Below are 15,683 nucleotides of genomic sequence, written 5' to 3' on the forward strand. Positions count from 1 at the left end.
ATAATTAAATCCCCCTGAGTGACTATTTTGTACTGAAAAGATGATTTAGCTTAATGTTAGTTATATCTTTTTATAGACCGAATAAGTGAATTAAGCATATAATGCATTACATATATTACCAACGGCTTAGAAAGGAGTGTTAAAAAATGTTTTTCTTTCCATTATTTGCTGGATTTGCGCTTGGAAGGTTATGGTCTCGTAACTACTATTGGTAAAATTTCTTATAAAGGGGCTAAGAGGTTAATTCCCTTAGCCATAAACATATAATGAATTAACCGTGAAACTTAATGGAACTTACGGTGCATATGGAGGTAGTTTTGCTATAACCAAAGAAAAGAGGGGCATTCAAACCCCACTTTTCTTATTTTATTAAAATTTTTTAGAATTTAGAAGATAACTCCTAAAGCAATTAAAATTAATATTGCAATGGCAATGATCCCGACTCCAGCTCCACCATAAATAGGAGCTACGGGAGCAACCGGAGCTACAGGTGCCATAGGTCTGCAACAACATCCACCGCCGTATCTAAACATAATATTCTCCTCCTTTCAAAATTGTTTTAAATTAGAAAACAATACCCAAAGCGATTAACAGAAGAATAATTACAACAATGATTGCAATACCACAACCACAACCACCGAGACCTCCTACTGCGCCCCCAACTACTCCATCATAAGCCATTTTTAAATGCCCCCTTTCCTCATAAAGAATAAACAGCTAGAGAATATAGCTCATAAGAATATCATAAGAACTTTATAGGCCAACCGATCTAATTTTATTTAGAGCCATTAACGTGTAAGTTAAATAAGTTATTCTCTAGTGTCCTTACACTATATGAGACACGACTAAGAAATGGTACTATATGGAAAAAAGGATAATAACTGCTAAAATGTTAGGGGCATATACGTTTGGAGTTTTACTAGGATTTTTATTAAGGAACTTAAATAGGCTGAGTAACTGGTATTAGTTTCTTTATCAATAAAAAAATGAATTTTTGATCATAGAAAACATGTGTATCGCGTGATGGGATAAAGCTTTTTTTCGAGCCTTGCTTTTCATTATGGTTTTTGTTATCCTTTTCCATTGGGGGCATTTTGTTTTTTTCAGATAGTAATAGGCAGGAATATATAGATTAATAGAGAAAGTAACTTAGGTTTGGGCTAACCTTTGAAATTTGAGATATTGAAGAAATGTGGAAGGTGATTTATGTTGAAGGGTTTTATGAAATCGTTGTTTGAATGGGTCGTCATCGTTGCAATTGCTTTTGTTCTCTCTTTGGTGATCCGAAATTATTTGATTGATACCCGAATCGTCCCGACCGGCTCGATGCTGCCTACGATTCAGCTTCAGGATCGTTTAATCGTGGATCGGTTCTTTTATAAATGCGGTGATATCAAGCGCGGAGATGTTATTGTTTTTGAAGCTCCCGAGTCTATGATGAAGGATGAGGATCTCGTCAAAAGAGTCATCGGCTTGCCCGGAGAAAAGCTTGAAGTCAAAAATGGAAAAGTCTATATTAATGACAAGGTTCTAGATGAGCCTTATGTTGAATATCCCGCTGATTATGAATATGGGCCTGAAAATGTGCCGGAGGATTCCTATTTCATGATGGGGGATAACCGTCCTGCCAGTTACGATAGCCATCGTTGGGGCGCCTTGCCCAAGGAGAAGATATTGGGAAGGGTCTGGATCAGGTACTGGCCTTTAGACAGTTTGGGACCCCTGACCAAATTGCCTGAAGATTATTTGAAGTAGGATCAAACCGCAAAAACGATAACGCCAATAATAATATGGATATGCGAGGGATGCCCGATGGATCCAGTCTTCCTTTATGTCATCAGCGCAGTCATGGTCGGGATCATTCTCGGATTTGGGACAGGATTCAGTATCCGTGGAGGCCAAGCCAGGGGACTACTGGAAAAAGCCCGGGCGCTTGAACAGGAGAATGAAAGGCTGCATGCGGAACTGAATCAGGAATATGAAAGAAGAATGCAAAATTCCGCTGTTATTTCTGAACTGCGTACCCGGCTTGAGATGGAGCAGACAGCGTATGAAGAGAAATTAACGCTTCTCAGTCATGCAAGGGAGGAGCTCAGTAATGGCTTCAGGGCCTTATCCGCTGAAGCACTTAAAAATAACAATCAGTCCTTTCTCGAATTGGCAAAAGTTGTGCTTGAGAAGACCCAGGTCCAGGCTTCGGCTGATCTGGAAAAAAGGCAGACTTCTATCGATGAACTCGTAAAGCCTTTGCGGGAGTCGCTTGACAAAGTTGATCTGAAGATTAATGAACTGGAACAAAAAAGAGCAGGGGCTTATGAAGGGCTGCTTAAGCAAGTCGAAAATATGGCGTTCGGTCAGGAAAAGCTACAGCGGGAGACCTTGAAGCTGACTTCTGCTTTGAAATCGCCGACTGTCAGAGGCCGCTGGGGAGAAATCCAGCTGCAGCGGGTTGTAGAACTGGCTGGCATGGTGGAGTACTGTGATTTTTACCAGCAGGAGGAAGTCAGCGGGGAGTCCGGCAGGCAGCGCCCGGATATGATTATTAGGCTTCCGGGGAATAAAACGATCGTCGTCGATTCCAAGGCTCCGCTCGCGGATTATCTCGAAGCTGTGGAAGCACTCGATGAAGACCAGAAGAGAACAAAGTTGTCGGGTCATGCCCGGCAGGTAAAAAATCATATTACCAAACTTGCCGCGAAATCTTACTGGAACCAGTTCGATTTTACGCCGGAATTTGTTGTCATGTTTCTGCCGGGTGAAACCTTTTTCAGTGCCGCGCTGCAGTCAGATCCGGAACTCATCGAATACGGCGCCGGGCAAAGGGTTATCCTGGCGACCCCGACAACGCTGATCGCGCTGCTTAAAGCCGTGGCTTACGGCTGGAGCCAGGAACAGATCAACGAAAATGCCCGCCATATCAGCGAGCTCGGTAAACAGCTCTATGACAGGATCAGCGTTTTGACCGAGCATTTGTTGGACATCCGCAAAGGACTCGCTCAGGCCACTCAGGCTTACAATCGGGCCGTTGGCTCCTATGAAAACCGGGTACTCGTGACCGCCAGGAAATTCAAAGAGCTCGGGGTTGCCGGAGATAATGAGATCGGTGAGATGGAGATCCTCGAGACCGGGCTTCGGGAGATTGCGGCAGGAGATAATTAATATTTTAGGAAAGTCTGAATGCCGGACTTCCCAGTCGAATGCTACGTGATTTAAAAAAGATGTATGATTGCATCTTTTTTTTGATTCCAAGCAAAGAAATGTCTTCATGGGTCTTAAGAAAACTAAAAATCTTTACGATAATAATAAGGAAGTCTAATATCCATGGAGGGATGAAGATGAAGGTTTTAAGTTCAGCTGTTGATCTTTATTCGGACTACAAGCTGAAACAGCAAAAGACCGTCAATGAAAGGCTGAAAGCCTGGGTTGACGGACAGGGCACGGATGCAAACGATGAAACAGAGCCAACTGCGGATTCGCTGACACTTTCGGGTGACGCTTTGGCTAAATTACAGGAGAATCCCGCAGTGAGCAGCTCAGAAACAACTGCTGAGTCAGAAGATGAATTTTTTGAACTCAGCCCTAGGGAGAAAGAAATTATCTCCCTGTTAGAAAAATTCCTTTCCAAACTGTCCGGGAAAAAGGTAACGATTGATGTACCGAACAAACTAACTCTTTCAGGTTCGGGTAACAGTGATTTTGGTCACCTAATGGCAGCAAAGAACGACGGCAACAATAATGGGAACGGCAGTCAGAAGGTTGGCTGGGGCGTTAATTACCACTATGAAGAGTCCTATACAGAAAAAGAATCCATGAACTTTTCAGCCCAGGGCACAATTCTTACCGAAGATGGCAGTGAAATAAAATTTAAGCTGAATATCGCTACAAGCCGCGAGTATACAGCCTATCAGCGTATCGATATCAAAGCTGGAGATGCTTTGATCGATCCGTTAGTGATTAATTACGGTGCAGGCGGCGCAAGCCTGTCAGGATTTAAAACGGATTTTGACCTTAATGCCGACGGAACGCAGGACACGATGTCTTTCCTGGCTGAAGGCAGCGGGTTCCTTGCTTTGGATGAGAACAGCGATGGAGTCATCAATGACGGCAGCGAGCTCTTTGGACCGACAAGCGGAGATGGTTTCGGGGAGTTAGCCGCGTATGATAACGATCAAAACGGCTGGATCGATGAAAACGATTCCATCTACAAAGAACTTAGCCTTTGGATTAAGGATGCCACCGGCAACGACCAGCTACTAGCCTTAAGTCAGGTTGGAATTGGCGCAATCTATTTAGGAAATGTCGATTCGCTATTTTCACTGAAAGATACGGATAATCATTTAGACGCTCAGATCAAGGAAACTGGCATATTTCTAAAAGAGAACGGAGAAGCAGGGACGGTCCAGCACGTAGACTTTGCGGTATAGCGAGAGGATAAGCTAATACAAAGGGACGAATTTTTTTATTCCCTCAATTAAATAATGGGGATAAAGATTCGTCCCTTTCATTTCGCGGTTGTCTTAATCTAAAGGGAGTTCAGAAATTGTTCCAGCTCTTCAATATTCGCTACAGAAAATGCACCGGTACAATACTCCTGGTATTTCCTCATCAGACAGTCGCCCTTGTCCCACTGGTCCTTGCTTAGGGGATTCAGCCAGTACAAGGCTGCGGCTTTTTCTTTGATCTGGGCCAGGACGTCGCTGCCGTCCAGCCTGTTCCGGTTGTTTTTGCCGTCCCCTAAAATCAGTACCGTGGTTTTCTTCGGCAGGAAAGGCAGATAGCGGTCGGCAAACTGCAGCAGCACACTACCATAATGGGAGTAGCCTGTGCGGTTATAGCCACTAACTTTGCGCAAATTGCTAAGTGAGCCTGTCCAGTCCTGCTCCTGGAAATAATCTGTCGCTTCCACGAGCTGATCGACGAACAGAAATGAGCGGACGTTGGCATAGCGCTGCTGCGTCGCAAAGACAAACATCAGCATGAAGTAAATAAATTTGCTAACGGAATTGGACATGTCACAGAGCAGCCAGAGGTCGGGTTTCGATTGTTTTCGCTGCATTTTTATCAGGTTCAGCGGGATTCCGCAGGTTTTCAGGGAATGTTTGATGCTACGATTCAGATTGATAGTGCCGCTTGGACCTACTTTGCGGCGCCTTCCTTTGCGGACGGCCAGTTTTCGGCCTATCTTCTGGATTTCCTGCGACATTTGAGTGATCTGCGCGTCGTCGCAGTCCAGAAACGAAACCGTTCGTGGATTTCGTTTTTTCATTTCCTGGATCAAATGCTCCGAACTCATATTTCTAGCCAGCTGGCGTTCAATTTCATCTTTGAGTAAATGGTTCCATTCTTCAAGGGCTGCCCGTGCCGCCTGGTATTCCGCTTCAGATAGTTCATTCTGTTGGTAAGCCTTTTCAATATGGCTGGCTGCTTCATTCCAACCACTCTGGGTCCGGAAAGCAGCCAGGCCTTTTTCGCGATCCTCGATGCTGAGTTCAAGATTCAGGTTCAAGCCCTGCAGGACAGCATAAATCAGATCGATTTCATTGTTCAGCACGGCCCCAATCAAGAGCTCTAGCGGGACAGTTTTGCCGGCACTTCCTCCGTGGCCTTCTTCCTGGGAAAAGCGGCCCCGGCTTTTTAGAATGCCCAGATGGTCCGACGACATTTCCAAATCAGGGCCAAAATATAACTCGATCAGCCATAAAGCATAATCAGGGCCCCAAGGAGATTTGATCAGCGTCGTATTAATGAGGTGATAAAAAGTATATTTATCCATTTTATCAAGATCGAGCATTTTCAGCAGCCGGATGCAGTCAGATATTTCACGTGAATTTACGTTAATGCCGGATTTTCTAAGCAGTCCGGCAATTTTAAGAATGAAGTATTCCATCAAACCAATCCTTTTGGTTCACTTTTTCCAGGACATGCTGGCAGTCATCCTGGTATTTGAAAAGGATGTTCAGCGCGCTGGAAGCGACTTCCGCCGTTAGTTCTTCGATCTGCAGCTGTTCCAGGATGTTGACCCAATCGATCACTTCGCTGATGCTGGGGTGTTTTTTGAGCTTCTCGAGCCGCAATTTGCGGATGAAAGTAACCGCCTGTTTACCAAGGCTCTCCTTTAGATTCGGGAAGTGGATCTGAAGAATCTCAAGTTCTCTCTGCTCGTTCGGGTAATCAAGATGAAGGTACAGACATCTTCTTCTTAGCGCCTGGCTTAAGTTTCGCGTGCTGTTGCTGGTCAGCAGGACAGAAGGGATGCTCACAGCGGAAATCGTTCCAATCTCCGGTATTGAAATTTGCCAGTCCGACAGAATCTCCAGCAGAAAGCTTTCAAATTCCTCGTCACTTTTATCGATTTCATCGATCAACAAAACGGAAGGGGTTTCGCCTGTTATGGCCTTCAACAGAGGCCTTTTCAGCAAAAACTCATTTGTATAAATATTCTCGCTCGTATCAGACCACGCGTTGGTTCCCGGTCCTTTCGTCTGAATATAGAGCAGCTGTTTCTGGTAGTCCCATTCATAAAGAGCTTTGCCTTCATCGATGCCTTCATAGCACTGGAGGCGGATCAATTCTCGATTGAGGTACTGGCACCAGGCCTTGGCAAGCTCAGTTTTTCCGCCTCCGGCCGGACCTTCAATTAACAAGGGTTTATTCAGCAGCAAGGAATATTGCAGGATCATGGCGGTACTGTCATCGGCTATGTAGCCGTGTTGGCGTAATCCTTGCTTGATTTCATCTGCATTCATGGTATCCAGTTCCTTTCTCACTTAATATTATCATTATAATTTGAGTGTGAATTTTAGCAATGACTTTTTTAGCAATGGCTTCGATCATAAAAACTTGTTTTGGCTTTAGAAATTGATTATGATAGGAAAAGAAGATTTACAGTGAACTTAGAGAGGGTGAATTCGTGGAAAACATTGAAAATAAAACCATTGAGGAACTTGCCGAAGCCCGTCATTCAAAAAATACCTTTAAAGTACATGAGGGAGGTCTTTCTTTTGGTGAAAGGCTGGCGGATAAGCTTGCAGACTTCGCAGGCAGCTGGACCTTTATCATTATTTTTATTTCTGTCCTTTTATCCTGGATCGTGCTAAATACCATACTTCTATTCGGTCATGCATTTGACCAGTACCCTTTTATTCTGTTAAATCTTGTGCTATCCTGTATCGCTGCAATGCAAGCGCCGGTTATTATGATGAGTCAAAACAGGCAGGAGAACAGGGACCGACTAAGAGCAGAGCATGATTATGAGGTTAACCTGAAATCGGAGATCCTGATTGAGGAAGTACTGAAACGTTTAGATGTAATTGAAAAAAGACAGGAAGACATACTTCTGATGTTACAGCGGAAGTCGGAAATCACACAAAAAAATCCTGAAAATGTATACGAAATAAATCATCAGATTTAGCTGTTCTTTTGATTCGGGAACGAATACCGCGCTGCCAAATGGCAAGGAGCGGTATTATTTTTTACTTTGGATAAGCATAGCGATATCCGCTGGCACCGGAGCCCGGATTTGAAGAGGCTGCATATTTAAGGGATGCGTGAAACCATAGCTATAACAGTGCAGGGCTTGCCTTTGCATATATTTCATACTGCCGCCATACAAATCATCTCCCAAAAGGGGATGGCCGGCGGCCTGGGCGTGCACTCTGATCTGGTGCGTCCGACCGGTGACCAGGGTGAATTCCATCAGGGTATAGCCCAGGTAATGCTGCAGCGTTCGAAACAGCGTCAGCGCCGACTGTCCGTCCCGATGAACTTCCCGGACAATCTTGCTGCCCGGTTTAAGCCGGATCGGGAGGGGCCATTCACCCTGTTCCAAAGGAAAATTCCCTTCCACAATACCGAGATATTTCTTTTCAACTTTGTTTCTGATAGCAAGGGCGGCCAACTGCTGGTGGGCATAGCGGGATTTGGCGATCAGCACAACGCCGGACGTATTGCGATCGATCCGCGAGACTGGCCGAAAAGGTCTGGTTTCACCTTTGCTTTCCCAGTAACCGACCACCGCATTGGCGAGCGTTCCGGTCCGATACCTCGAGTTGGGGTGGATGACTTGGCCGGGTGGTTTGTTGACCGCGAGGAAGATTTCGTCTTCAAAGAGAATCTCAATAGGCAGCGTTTCTCCGGAGACCGTTGCCGGCTCTTCTTCCAGGATATTCACGACAAGGATCTGTCCTGTTTTGCCGCGGGCAGTCAGATAGGTGAATTTGCCGTCAATCCAGACATTTTCGCCGACTTTCAGCTTTTGCAGCACCTTACGGGAAAAATGGAAGCGCCTTAGAAGTATGTCCTGGTATTTCCTGCCGTCATCTTCGGGCGTTAAAGTGTATGTGAATAATTTATTTGCATTCATGTTCTTCTCCTAATAGAATAAGCATTATCTGATAGACATATATTATGATTTAATAGAATAGTTTAGCAAGATGTTGCGTAAAGAAATAAAAAATATATTATAATAACTATAGTAAAAATTAACCAATATCGGTCAGTTTGATAAATCAAGCGGATTCCCGAGATTTATCCCTGAAGGCAAAACGAACAAGCAGAAAAGAGGTTAACTACAGCATGAATGATCAGAGAATAGACGTATTGGCCAAAAATTTAATCCATTATTCCATTGAGTTAAAGGAAGGCGAGCATATCCTGATTGAGCTATCGGGGCTGGAAATTCCTTTAGCCCGGGCGCTGGTCAGAGAGGCTTATGAAGCCGGCGCGCAGCCTTTTCTTAATATTACGCATCATACCCTGCAGCGTGAAATATTAAAAGGGCTTTCAGTCGAACAGGCTCAAAGCCAAGCAAAGTGGGAAGTCGCCAGAATGAAGGACATGCAGGCTTATATCGGAATACGCTCGGGAGAAAATATTAACGAGCTGGCCGATGTCCCTGCGGATAAAATGCAAATCTACATGAGCCATTACTCGAAACCACTCCATTCCGAGCAAAGAGTCAAGCATACCCGCTGGTGTGTACTTCGCTATCCGAATCCGTCGATGGCGCAGCTTGCTGAGATGAGCACGGAAGCTTTTGAAGATTTTTACTTTAAAGTCTGCAATTTGGATTATTCCAAAATGTCCAGAGCGATGGATCCACTGAAAGAACGGATGGAAAAGACAGACATCGTAAGGATTACAGGTCCCGGAACGGATCTTTCGTTTTCAATCAAGGGGCTGCCAGCGATCAAATGCGACGGTAAGATGAATATCCCCGACGGGGAGCTTTTCACAGCGCCGGTCCGAGATTCGGTCAACGGCATCATCACCTATAACACCCCGGCTGTTTATCAGGGATTTACGTATGAATCCATCGTACTGGAATTCAAAGACGGCAAAATTATCAAGGCTTCAGCCAACGATACCGAAAGAATTAATAAAATTCTCGATACCGATGAAGGTGCGAGGTATATCGGTGAGTTTTCGTTCGGCTTTAACCCGTACATTCAGAAGGCGATGAAAGATACATTGTTTGATGAGAAGATCGATGGAAGTTTTCATTTCACCCCAGGTTCGGCCTATGACGAATGCGACAATGGCAACCAGTCCGCGGTTCATTGGGATCTGGTATGCATCCAGAGACCGGAATACGGCGGCGGAGAGGTCTATTTTGACGGGGAACTGATCAGGAAAGACGGCAGGTTTATGCCAGCGGAGCTGCAGGTCCTGAATCCTGAAAACCTCAGATAATGTATCTAGTACAACATTCTTAAATTCTTTACTCAAGTAATTTCATACAATCCTGATTACCCCATAGTAGGTCTGGGTGCCACAAGCTCCGACATCAAGCGGAGCATGGATGTGAAGCGCGGCTGTTAGACGGCGACGGATGGCCTAATGTCGCGATGCCATGGATGGCAAAGAGCGACTCGCTATGGAGGGTGCTATTTGCCGAAAGCGGAATTGTGGCCCCCAGGCTCCCATTACAAAATACGAACCAACCATACAACAGGAGCAAGAGGAGAGAAAAGCAATGAAGATCCTGAGCAGTATAAAAATATCGGATGATCTTTTGGAAAGACTGCTGGCAATTCGACCGGGTACTCAGATCGTTCAGGTGAGGGACTTTACAGAGGCAGACCCGGAAGCGGATGTACTGCTTACGTATGGCTGGGATATCAAAGAGGATACCATTAATCTGTATCCGAATCTCAAATGGATTCAAACCTTAAGCGCAGGGGTCGATATGCTGCCTCTGAACAGGCTTGTTTCGAGAGGCGTCATGCTGACGAATGTCAAAGGCGCCCATAAGATCCAGATGGCCGAGCACGTCATCTGGAGTATCCTGATGCTCTTAAGACAGGGCAATACATTTGTATCACAGCAGGAACAGAAGATATTCAGCGCAAAACCGAAAATTTCCGAAATGTACGGCAAATCGGTCTGCATCGTGGGGGCAGGTACCATTGGCAAAGAGATTGCCAAGCGGTGCGGGGCTTTTGGGATGACGGTTTATGGCGTATCACTTCATGGCGGTCAGGACCAGGCTTTTGAAAAGATCGTGCCTCTGAAGGAAATGCCCGGGATTCTGGCGGTCAGTGATGTTGTCGTTGTTGTCCTGCCGCTGACACCGGAAACGAAGGAACTTGTCAATGCAGACTTTATCCATCAGATGAAGGACAGAGCATTATTCATCAATGTGGCCAGAGGACAAGTCGTTGACGAGGATGCCCTGATCGAAGCACTTAAAAGTAAAAAGATAGCCGCGGCGGCGCTTGACGTATTCAGGAAAGAGCCGCTGCCGGAAGACAGCCCGTTCTGGGAACTGGATAATGTCTTCCTTACGCCGCATATCGGCGGTAGGACGGTTCAAACCTCTGAACGCATGTGGGAAGTGTTCCAGACAAATCTGGCCAAATATCCTGACTCCGGTCAAATGATCAATATTGTAGACTATAGGGCAGGGTATTAAAAAAACACGTGCTTGTATATAGAACGCTTAACTAAGTAGGAGCTTAGAATATTGAAACGCGAGAAACAGGCATAAAAGAGATCCGGAGGAGTCCTATGAATGACTTCCAGAAAAATGTTATCGAACGATTGTCCCGCCATACCCGCATCTGGATTGTAGGAGGAGCGGTACGTAACCAAGTCCTGGGATTGGAGTCTCCGGACATGGATTTGGTTTGCGAGCTGAGCCCTGAAGAAGTCCAAGATATTCTCCGTGAGCAAGGCTTCTCCGTTCAGATCATTGGCAGGCATTTCTCGACAGCCAGCATTTTTACGGAAGGTTCCAAAGTGGATGTCGTGCAGGCCGAAGAACTAGAGAAAGATGCCCAGCGCCGGGACTTTACCATTAATGCGATTTATCAGGATCCGGTGTCGGGGGAACTTTATGATCCGATGGAAGGCAGAAAGGATCTGGAAGCCAAAATTCTTAGAGCCTGCGGTAAGCCTGATGAACGGTTCCGGGAAGATCCTGTCCGTATTTTAAGGATGGTCAAATTCGCGGTGAAGTTCTCGTTGGAAATCGATCCCGATACCTGGGAGCAGGCAACGGACCATCTTTCTTTTCTGAGCAGCACATCCCGGGAAAGAATTACGGCGGAACTTGCCGGGATTCTTGTTTTGGCCGAGGCTGAAAAGGCCGTGCGGATGTTGGACAGAATCGGCTACTGGGATATGTATTTACCTGAGTTGGCCAGGCTGAAGGGGCTTGAACAGAATCAGTACCATTCCCTGGATGTCTGGGAACATACCATGGCCGTATTTCGGAATACCCCTGAAGATCTTTATCTGCGTCTGGCAGGCCTGTTTCATGATTCCGGCAAGTGGGAAGTAGCTAGCCGGGAATGCCATGTATCCGGGACGCTAAAGTTTGCCGACCAGAACTACTTGCTTGAGGGATTTAAAATCGTCGGGACAAGAGGACCCCGGGAACTGGAATATAAGCTGAAGTCTTTCATTGGAAAAAAGATTCGGATCCTTGGAGCAAGACTGGACCAATACCCGGAAATTGTGCAGTTTAAAAAGGTCATAGACGGTGAACCGGCTAATTTTGGTCTTATCTACGTCGAAAACGGCAAACGACATTTCCTGATGCATGAAGCGGCAAGCGCCAGGCTTCTGGCCGATGTCCTCAAACGCTATACGTTTTCGATGTTTTTTGACGGGGTCGGCAAAAAACAGGAACAAAGGCTTATAAAACTTGTTGAGAATCATATGCAGGCAACACTCGTATTCATGCCGGAGTTCAGAGGAGAAATTGCCAAGCGGCCTTTCAAGAACAGAGTGGCGGAGCTCGTTTGGAAAGTCTGTTGGGACGGCAGAAACTTTGAATTAAAGAACATCCATGATTTCTTGATTTTATGGAAAGCAGATTATCAGGCCGGAAAACTTCATACCACTACTCAGAACAATATTTTTGAAAGAATTTTTGCCGAATTGATTGCGGTGGCTTTGTGGCAGAAAGAAAACCTGATGCAGCTTGACTGGAAACTATTCCGGCAGTATGCGATGCAGCAGGGATTAAGCGGCTCGAGTCTCGGGACCTTTAAGGATCTTGTCCGCAAAAGAGCCATGGAAGAGATGAAGCCGGAATTAAATCATGCTTTTCTAAAAAAAGTATATTGGGAGTTTAAAAATCTGTAAAAGCAAGTTATAATGATTATAAATAAATTATTGTTATAAAAGGGAGCGTGGAGATATGAAATGGCGCTGTGTTGTTTGCGGCTACATACATGAAGGAGATAATCCTCCGGAAACCTGTCCGGTCTGCGGTGTTGATTCCAGCAACTTTGTCAGGGTGGAGGAGGAACCGAAGCAGGACGAAAACAGCAAGGACGATTCCGTCAAGAATGCCGAAGCTGCCATGACGAGTCCTGCTCAGACCGGATTAAGTCCCGAGGAGAAGATTGTTAAAGCGGTACAGTCCATTTCCTACGGTTTGTTTATTATTACGGCGGCCGCTAACGGCAAAGACAACGGGCAGGCAGCCAATACCTGTTTCCAGATTACTTCCGATCCCGTGCAGATTGCGATTGGTATTAATAAGAAAAACTACACGCATGAACTGATCATGCAAAGCGGCAAGTTCGGCATATCCGTTCTGGACCAGAACGGACATGACCTCGTCAGAAGATTTGGCTACAGGTCAGGCAGGGAGTTCGATAAATTTGACGGAATCAAAGCGCACCGCGGATCGTCCGGCATTTTGCTGCTTGATGAAGTGCTGACCACCATGGAGGCAGAAGTCGCGGATTCGATGGATACCGGCACGCATACCTTGTTTTTGGGCAGAGTCACAGCAGCCGAAGTCCGTGGCAGCGGTGAGCCGATGACATATGCTTATTTCAGAAAGACGAAGTAAGGGTGCCGTCAAGCCTTCCGCTGTGATTCTTCGGTATGAGATAATTCCCGGATTCTAAGAAACCTTACACGCGTAAGGTTTCTTTTTGCAGGGAAATAATACTCCTTTAGGGGTGGCTGTTTTTGTAAAAAAAATAAATATCAAATAATTACTTTAAATGATATACAGTGAGACAAGACTATATCAGATTTTGTAAGCCTCCGTAATGGTGTAAGTGGGACTGCACCCCATTTGTTTTCAGTATACCATGCTGTCTAACAAATGGGGTACCAGTGCACAACAAGGGGAGGTTAACGTAAACCATGGAGGCCGGATTGTCAGAGAATTGGCAGAATAGTCTGAGTGTCACCAAAAGGATATCATTAAGGCCGTGTCTGAGGATATGATTAAAAATTGCCGTTTTAGAGATTTGACTACACTAGTGTAATTAATCTTAAAACAGCCGAATTTTTAAACAGAGGCTGAGATTGAAAAGAAACCTTACACGTGTAAGGTTTCTTCGATCAGCGAATCAAATAGGTAATGTCACTCTGGTTCAACTTATTCTTTTCTTAACAAACCGGGCCATTCTGGTTAAGGCTTCTTGCAGCTGCTGCGTTGAATACGCATAGGAACAGCGGACATGTCCTTCGCCGGCCGGGCCGAAAGCCGTACCCGGAACGACGGCGACTTTTTCTTCCTTCAGCAGCTGTTCAGCAAATTCTTCGGAGTTTAATCCGGTAGCTGTGATGTCGGGGAAGACATAGAAAGCGCCTAAGGGTTCAAAGCAGGTAAGGCCCATTTCTCTGAGACCGTGGACCATAATTCGGCGGCGGCGGTCATATTCCATCACCATTTCCTGTTTGGCCGTTTCTCCGGATTTCAGTCCTTCCAGTGCAGCAATCTGCGCCATAATCGGGGCGCACATAATTGTGTACTGATGGATTTTCAGCATGGCCTGGATCAGGTCAGGATGGCCGGCAACATAGCCGATCCGCCAGCCTGTCATCGCATAGGCCTTCGAGAAGCCACTGACATGAAGCGTGCGGTTCCACATGTACGGTAAAGTTGCAAAGGGTGTATGTTCTCCGCCGTAGTTAAGGTCCGAATAAATCTCATCGGAAATGATGATCAGATCGTTTTCAGACGCAAACCGGGCAATCGGCAGCAGCTCTTCTCTGGTCATGACTGCGCCGGTGGGGTTATTTGGATAAGACAGAACCAAAATCTTGCAGTTTGGTGTATAAGCCATCTGAAGGTCTTCAACCTGCAGACGAAAATCGTGTTCTGCGCTTGTTGTAACATAATGAACCTCTGCGCCGCTGATTTCTGCACAGGCGGCATAAGCCACAAAGGAAGGATCCGGAATCAGCACACCGTCGCCCGGCACGATCAAAGCGCGCATCGCCAGATCAATCGCCTCGCTGGCACCGACGGTGATAAGGATTTCCTGATCAGCATTATAATTTAAGCCTTGATGTTTGGCCATATATTTGGATAATTCTCTGCGAAGCTCGACCAGACCCGCGTTGCTGGTATACATAGTCTGACCCTGTTCAAGAGAAAAAATAGCGGCTTCTGTCATGACCCAAGGAGTCGCAAAATCCGGTTCTCCGACACCGAGGGAGATTACGCCTTCCACAGTGGCGGCCAGGTCAAAAAACTTTCGTATTCCTGATGGCTTCAGATTTAAAGCCAGTGGTGATAAGTATTGCTTCATGGCGTTATCATGAGACGCTGCGGTCTCTCTTCCTCTCCGTGAAATTCTATGCCATCCTGCTTATACCTGCGCAGAATAAAGCGAGTCGAAGTTGACTGAATCACATCCAGCGGGGATAGTTTATCGGAAACAAACTGGGCGATTTCATGCATATTATGGCCTTCGATAATTAAACACAGGTCAAAATCTCCCGACATCAGATAGACTGATTTGATCTCATTGAATTTTTGGAACCGCTGGGCAATTTTATCGTAGCCATTGCCGCGCTGGGGCAGGACTTTGACATCGATTAATGCAGTAACCCTGTCTTCTTCCAGCTGGTCGTAATTGATCAGTACACCGTATTTGGCAATGACCTTATCATCTTCCCACTGCTTGATCTTCTTTTTAATATAATCCGCTGTCAGGCCAGTCTGAACCGCTAAGTCTTCCGCAGTCAGACGGCAGTCCTGGGACAGGATATGAAGGAGGCGCCGATCATCTTCGGACAACATTCTCGAAAACTCCTTTCTGCGCTTCTGAATTGATATTATTAGATTATAATAGCATAAGAAGACAGCAGATAACAACCTCATCCTAATGATTTCCTAATTTTCTTACCTCTTTCTTGTAAGATATGTTAAAATATAGCTGTATTCCACGAGACAAATTATAGAGGTTGCACTTCGGACGACA

The 15,683-nt window shown here is 45.7% G+C and carries 14 protein-coding genes; 8 read left to right on the top strand and 6 right to left on the bottom strand.

All coding sequences use genetic code 11. The features are described from left to right. Nucleotides 1-386: 386 nt before the first annotated feature. Entirely contained in the window at nt 387-533 is a 147-nt protein-coding gene (locus AB3489_RS05990) for a hypothetical protein (protein ID WP_019226506.1), read from the bottom strand. 673 nt (nt 534-1,206) lie between these two features. Here AB3489_RS05990 and lepB point away from each other — a divergent pair. The 3 genes from lepB to AB3489_RS06005 all read left to right on the top strand — a co-directional run bounded on the left by lepB (nt 1,207) and on the right by AB3489_RS06005 (nt 4,424). After that, nucleotides 1,207-1,755: a signal peptidase I gene (gene lepB, locus AB3489_RS05995; protein WP_368294324.1), complete on the top strand. Its 549-nt coding sequence runs from the start codon at nt 1,207-1,209 to the stop codon at nt 1,753-1,755. Between the two features lie 57 nt (nt 1,756-1,812). Further along, nucleotides 1,813-3,159 carry a DNA recombination protein RmuC gene (locus AB3489_RS06000; RefSeq protein WP_368294325.1) on the top strand — a complete coding sequence of 449 codons (1,347 nt, stop codon included), beginning with the start codon at nt 1,813-1,815 and terminating at the stop codon, nt 3,157-3,159. 176 nt (nt 3,160-3,335) lie between these two features. Beyond that, a complete protein-coding gene (locus AB3489_RS06005) occupies nt 3,336-4,424 on the top strand; it encodes a hypothetical protein (RefSeq protein ID WP_368294326.1) in 1,089 nt (362 codons plus the stop codon). Nucleotides 4,425-4,522: 98 nt separating this feature from the next. Here AB3489_RS06005 and AB3489_RS06010 read toward each other — a convergent pair whose 3' ends face one another. Together AB3489_RS06010 and AB3489_RS06015 are read right to left on the bottom strand one after the other, a co-directional pair. After that, nucleotides 4,523-5,887 carry a VWA domain-containing protein gene (locus AB3489_RS06010; protein WP_368294327.1) on the bottom strand — a complete coding sequence of 455 codons (1,365 nt, stop codon included), beginning with the start codon at nt 5,885-5,887 and terminating at the stop codon, nt 4,523-4,525. Further along, a complete protein-coding gene (locus AB3489_RS06015) occupies nt 5,868-6,746 on the bottom strand; it encodes an AAA family ATPase (RefSeq protein ID WP_368294595.1) in 879 nt (292 codons plus the stop codon). Before AB3489_RS06015 ends, AB3489_RS06010 begins: the two co-directional genes overlap by 20 nt. A 164-nt stretch (nt 6,747-6,910) precedes the next feature. On the opposite strand from AB3489_RS06015, the gene AB3489_RS06020 reads away from it, so the two are divergent. Next, nucleotides 6,911-7,411 carry a DUF1003 domain-containing protein gene (locus AB3489_RS06020; protein WP_368294328.1) on the top strand — a complete coding sequence of 167 codons (501 nt, stop codon included), beginning with the start codon at nt 6,911-6,913 and terminating at the stop codon, nt 7,409-7,411. Between the two features lie 54 nt (nt 7,412-7,465). On the opposite strand, the gene AB3489_RS06025 is transcribed toward AB3489_RS06020, so the two are convergent. Beyond that, entirely contained in the window at nt 7,466-8,362 is an 897-nt protein-coding gene (locus AB3489_RS06025; protein ID WP_368294329.1) for an RluA family pseudouridine synthase, read from the bottom strand. A 212-nt stretch (nt 8,363-8,574) separates the two neighbouring features. On the opposite strand from AB3489_RS06025, the gene AB3489_RS06030 reads away from it, so the two are divergent. The 4 genes from AB3489_RS06030 (at nt 8,575) to AB3489_RS06045 (ending at nt 13,309) form a co-directional block, all read left to right on the top strand. Further along, a complete protein-coding gene (locus AB3489_RS06030) occupies nt 8,575-9,690 on the top strand; it encodes an aminopeptidase (protein ID WP_368294330.1) in 1,116 nt (371 codons plus the stop codon). Between the two features lie 283 nt (nt 9,691-9,973). Next, nucleotides 9,974-10,912 carry a D-2-hydroxyacid dehydrogenase gene (locus AB3489_RS06035; RefSeq protein WP_368294331.1) on the top strand — a complete coding sequence of 313 codons (939 nt, stop codon included), beginning with the start codon at nt 9,974-9,976 and terminating at the stop codon, nt 10,910-10,912. Nucleotides 10,913-11,007: 95 nt separating this feature from the next. After that, entirely contained in the window at nt 11,008-12,591 is a 1,584-nt protein-coding gene (locus tag AB3489_RS06040) for a CCA tRNA nucleotidyltransferase (RefSeq protein WP_368294332.1), read from the top strand. Between the two features lie 55 nt (nt 12,592-12,646). After that, a complete protein-coding gene (locus AB3489_RS06045) occupies nt 12,647-13,309 on the top strand; it encodes a flavin reductase (protein WP_368294333.1) in 663 nt (220 codons plus the stop codon). Nucleotides 13,310-13,844: 535 nt separating this feature from the next. On the opposite strand, the gene AB3489_RS06050 is transcribed toward AB3489_RS06045, so the two are convergent. Next, complete coding sequence (locus AB3489_RS06050; RefSeq protein ID WP_019226493.1) at nt 13,845-15,008, bottom strand: aminotransferase class I/II-fold pyridoxal phosphate-dependent enzyme; 1,164 nt, start codon at nt 15,006-15,008, stop codon at nt 13,845-13,847. After that, nucleotides 15,005-15,502 carry an Lrp/AsnC family transcriptional regulator gene (locus AB3489_RS06055; RefSeq protein WP_015043009.1) on the bottom strand — a complete coding sequence of 166 codons (498 nt, stop codon included), beginning with the start codon at nt 15,500-15,502 and terminating at the stop codon, nt 15,005-15,007. The genes AB3489_RS06050 and AB3489_RS06055 overlap by 4 nt, the downstream gene beginning before the upstream one ends. Nucleotides 15,503-15,683: the final 181 nt, after the last annotated feature.

Source organism: Dehalobacter sp. TBBPA1 (assembly GCF_040931655.1).
In the GTDB taxonomy this organism is placed as follows: Bacteria; Bacillota; Desulfitobacteriia; order Desulfitobacteriales; family Syntrophobotulaceae; genus Dehalobacter; species Dehalobacter restrictus.

Coding starts and splice junctions, on each gene's coding strand:
- AB3489_RS06045 (WP_368294333.1), top strand. CDS start 12,647: ATGAAATGGCGCTGTGTTGTTTGCGGCTACATACATGAAGGAGATAAT.
- AB3489_RS06055 (WP_015043009.1), bottom strand. CDS start 15,502: ATGTTGTCCGAAGATGATCGGCGCCTCCTTCATATCCTGTCCCAGGAC.
- AB3489_RS06030 (WP_368294330.1), top strand. CDS start 8,575: ATGAATGATCAGAGAATAGACGTATTGGCCAAAAATTTAATCCATTAT.
- lepB (WP_368294324.1), top strand. CDS start 1,207: ATGTTGAAGGGTTTTATGAAATCGTTGTTTGAATGGGTCGTCATCGTT.
- AB3489_RS06000 (WP_368294325.1), top strand. CDS start 1,813: ATGGATCCAGTCTTCCTTTATGTCATCAGCGCAGTCATGGTCGGGATC.
- AB3489_RS06015 (WP_368294595.1), bottom strand. CDS start 6,746: ATGAATGCAGATGAAATCAAGCAAGGATTACGCCAACACGGCTACATA.
- AB3489_RS06050 (WP_019226493.1), bottom strand. CDS start 15,008: ATGAAGCAATACTTATCACCACTGGCTTTAAATCTGAAGCCATCAGGA.
- AB3489_RS05990 (WP_019226506.1), bottom strand. CDS start 533: ATGTTTAGATACGGCGGTGGATGTTGTTGCAGACCTATGGCACCTGTA.
- AB3489_RS06025 (WP_368294329.1), bottom strand. CDS start 8,362: ATGAATGCAAATAAATTATTCACATACACTTTAACGCCCGAAGATGAC.
- AB3489_RS06035 (WP_368294331.1), top strand. CDS start 9,974: ATGAAGATCCTGAGCAGTATAAAAATATCGGATGATCTTTTGGAAAGA.
- AB3489_RS06005 (WP_368294326.1), top strand. CDS start 3,336: ATGAAGGTTTTAAGTTCAGCTGTTGATCTTTATTCGGACTACAAGCTG.
- AB3489_RS06010 (WP_368294327.1), bottom strand. CDS start 5,887: ATGGAATACTTCATTCTTAAAATTGCCGGACTGCTTAGAAAATCCGGC.
- AB3489_RS06040 (WP_368294332.1), top strand. CDS start 11,008: ATGAATGACTTCCAGAAAAATGTTATCGAACGATTGTCCCGCCATACC.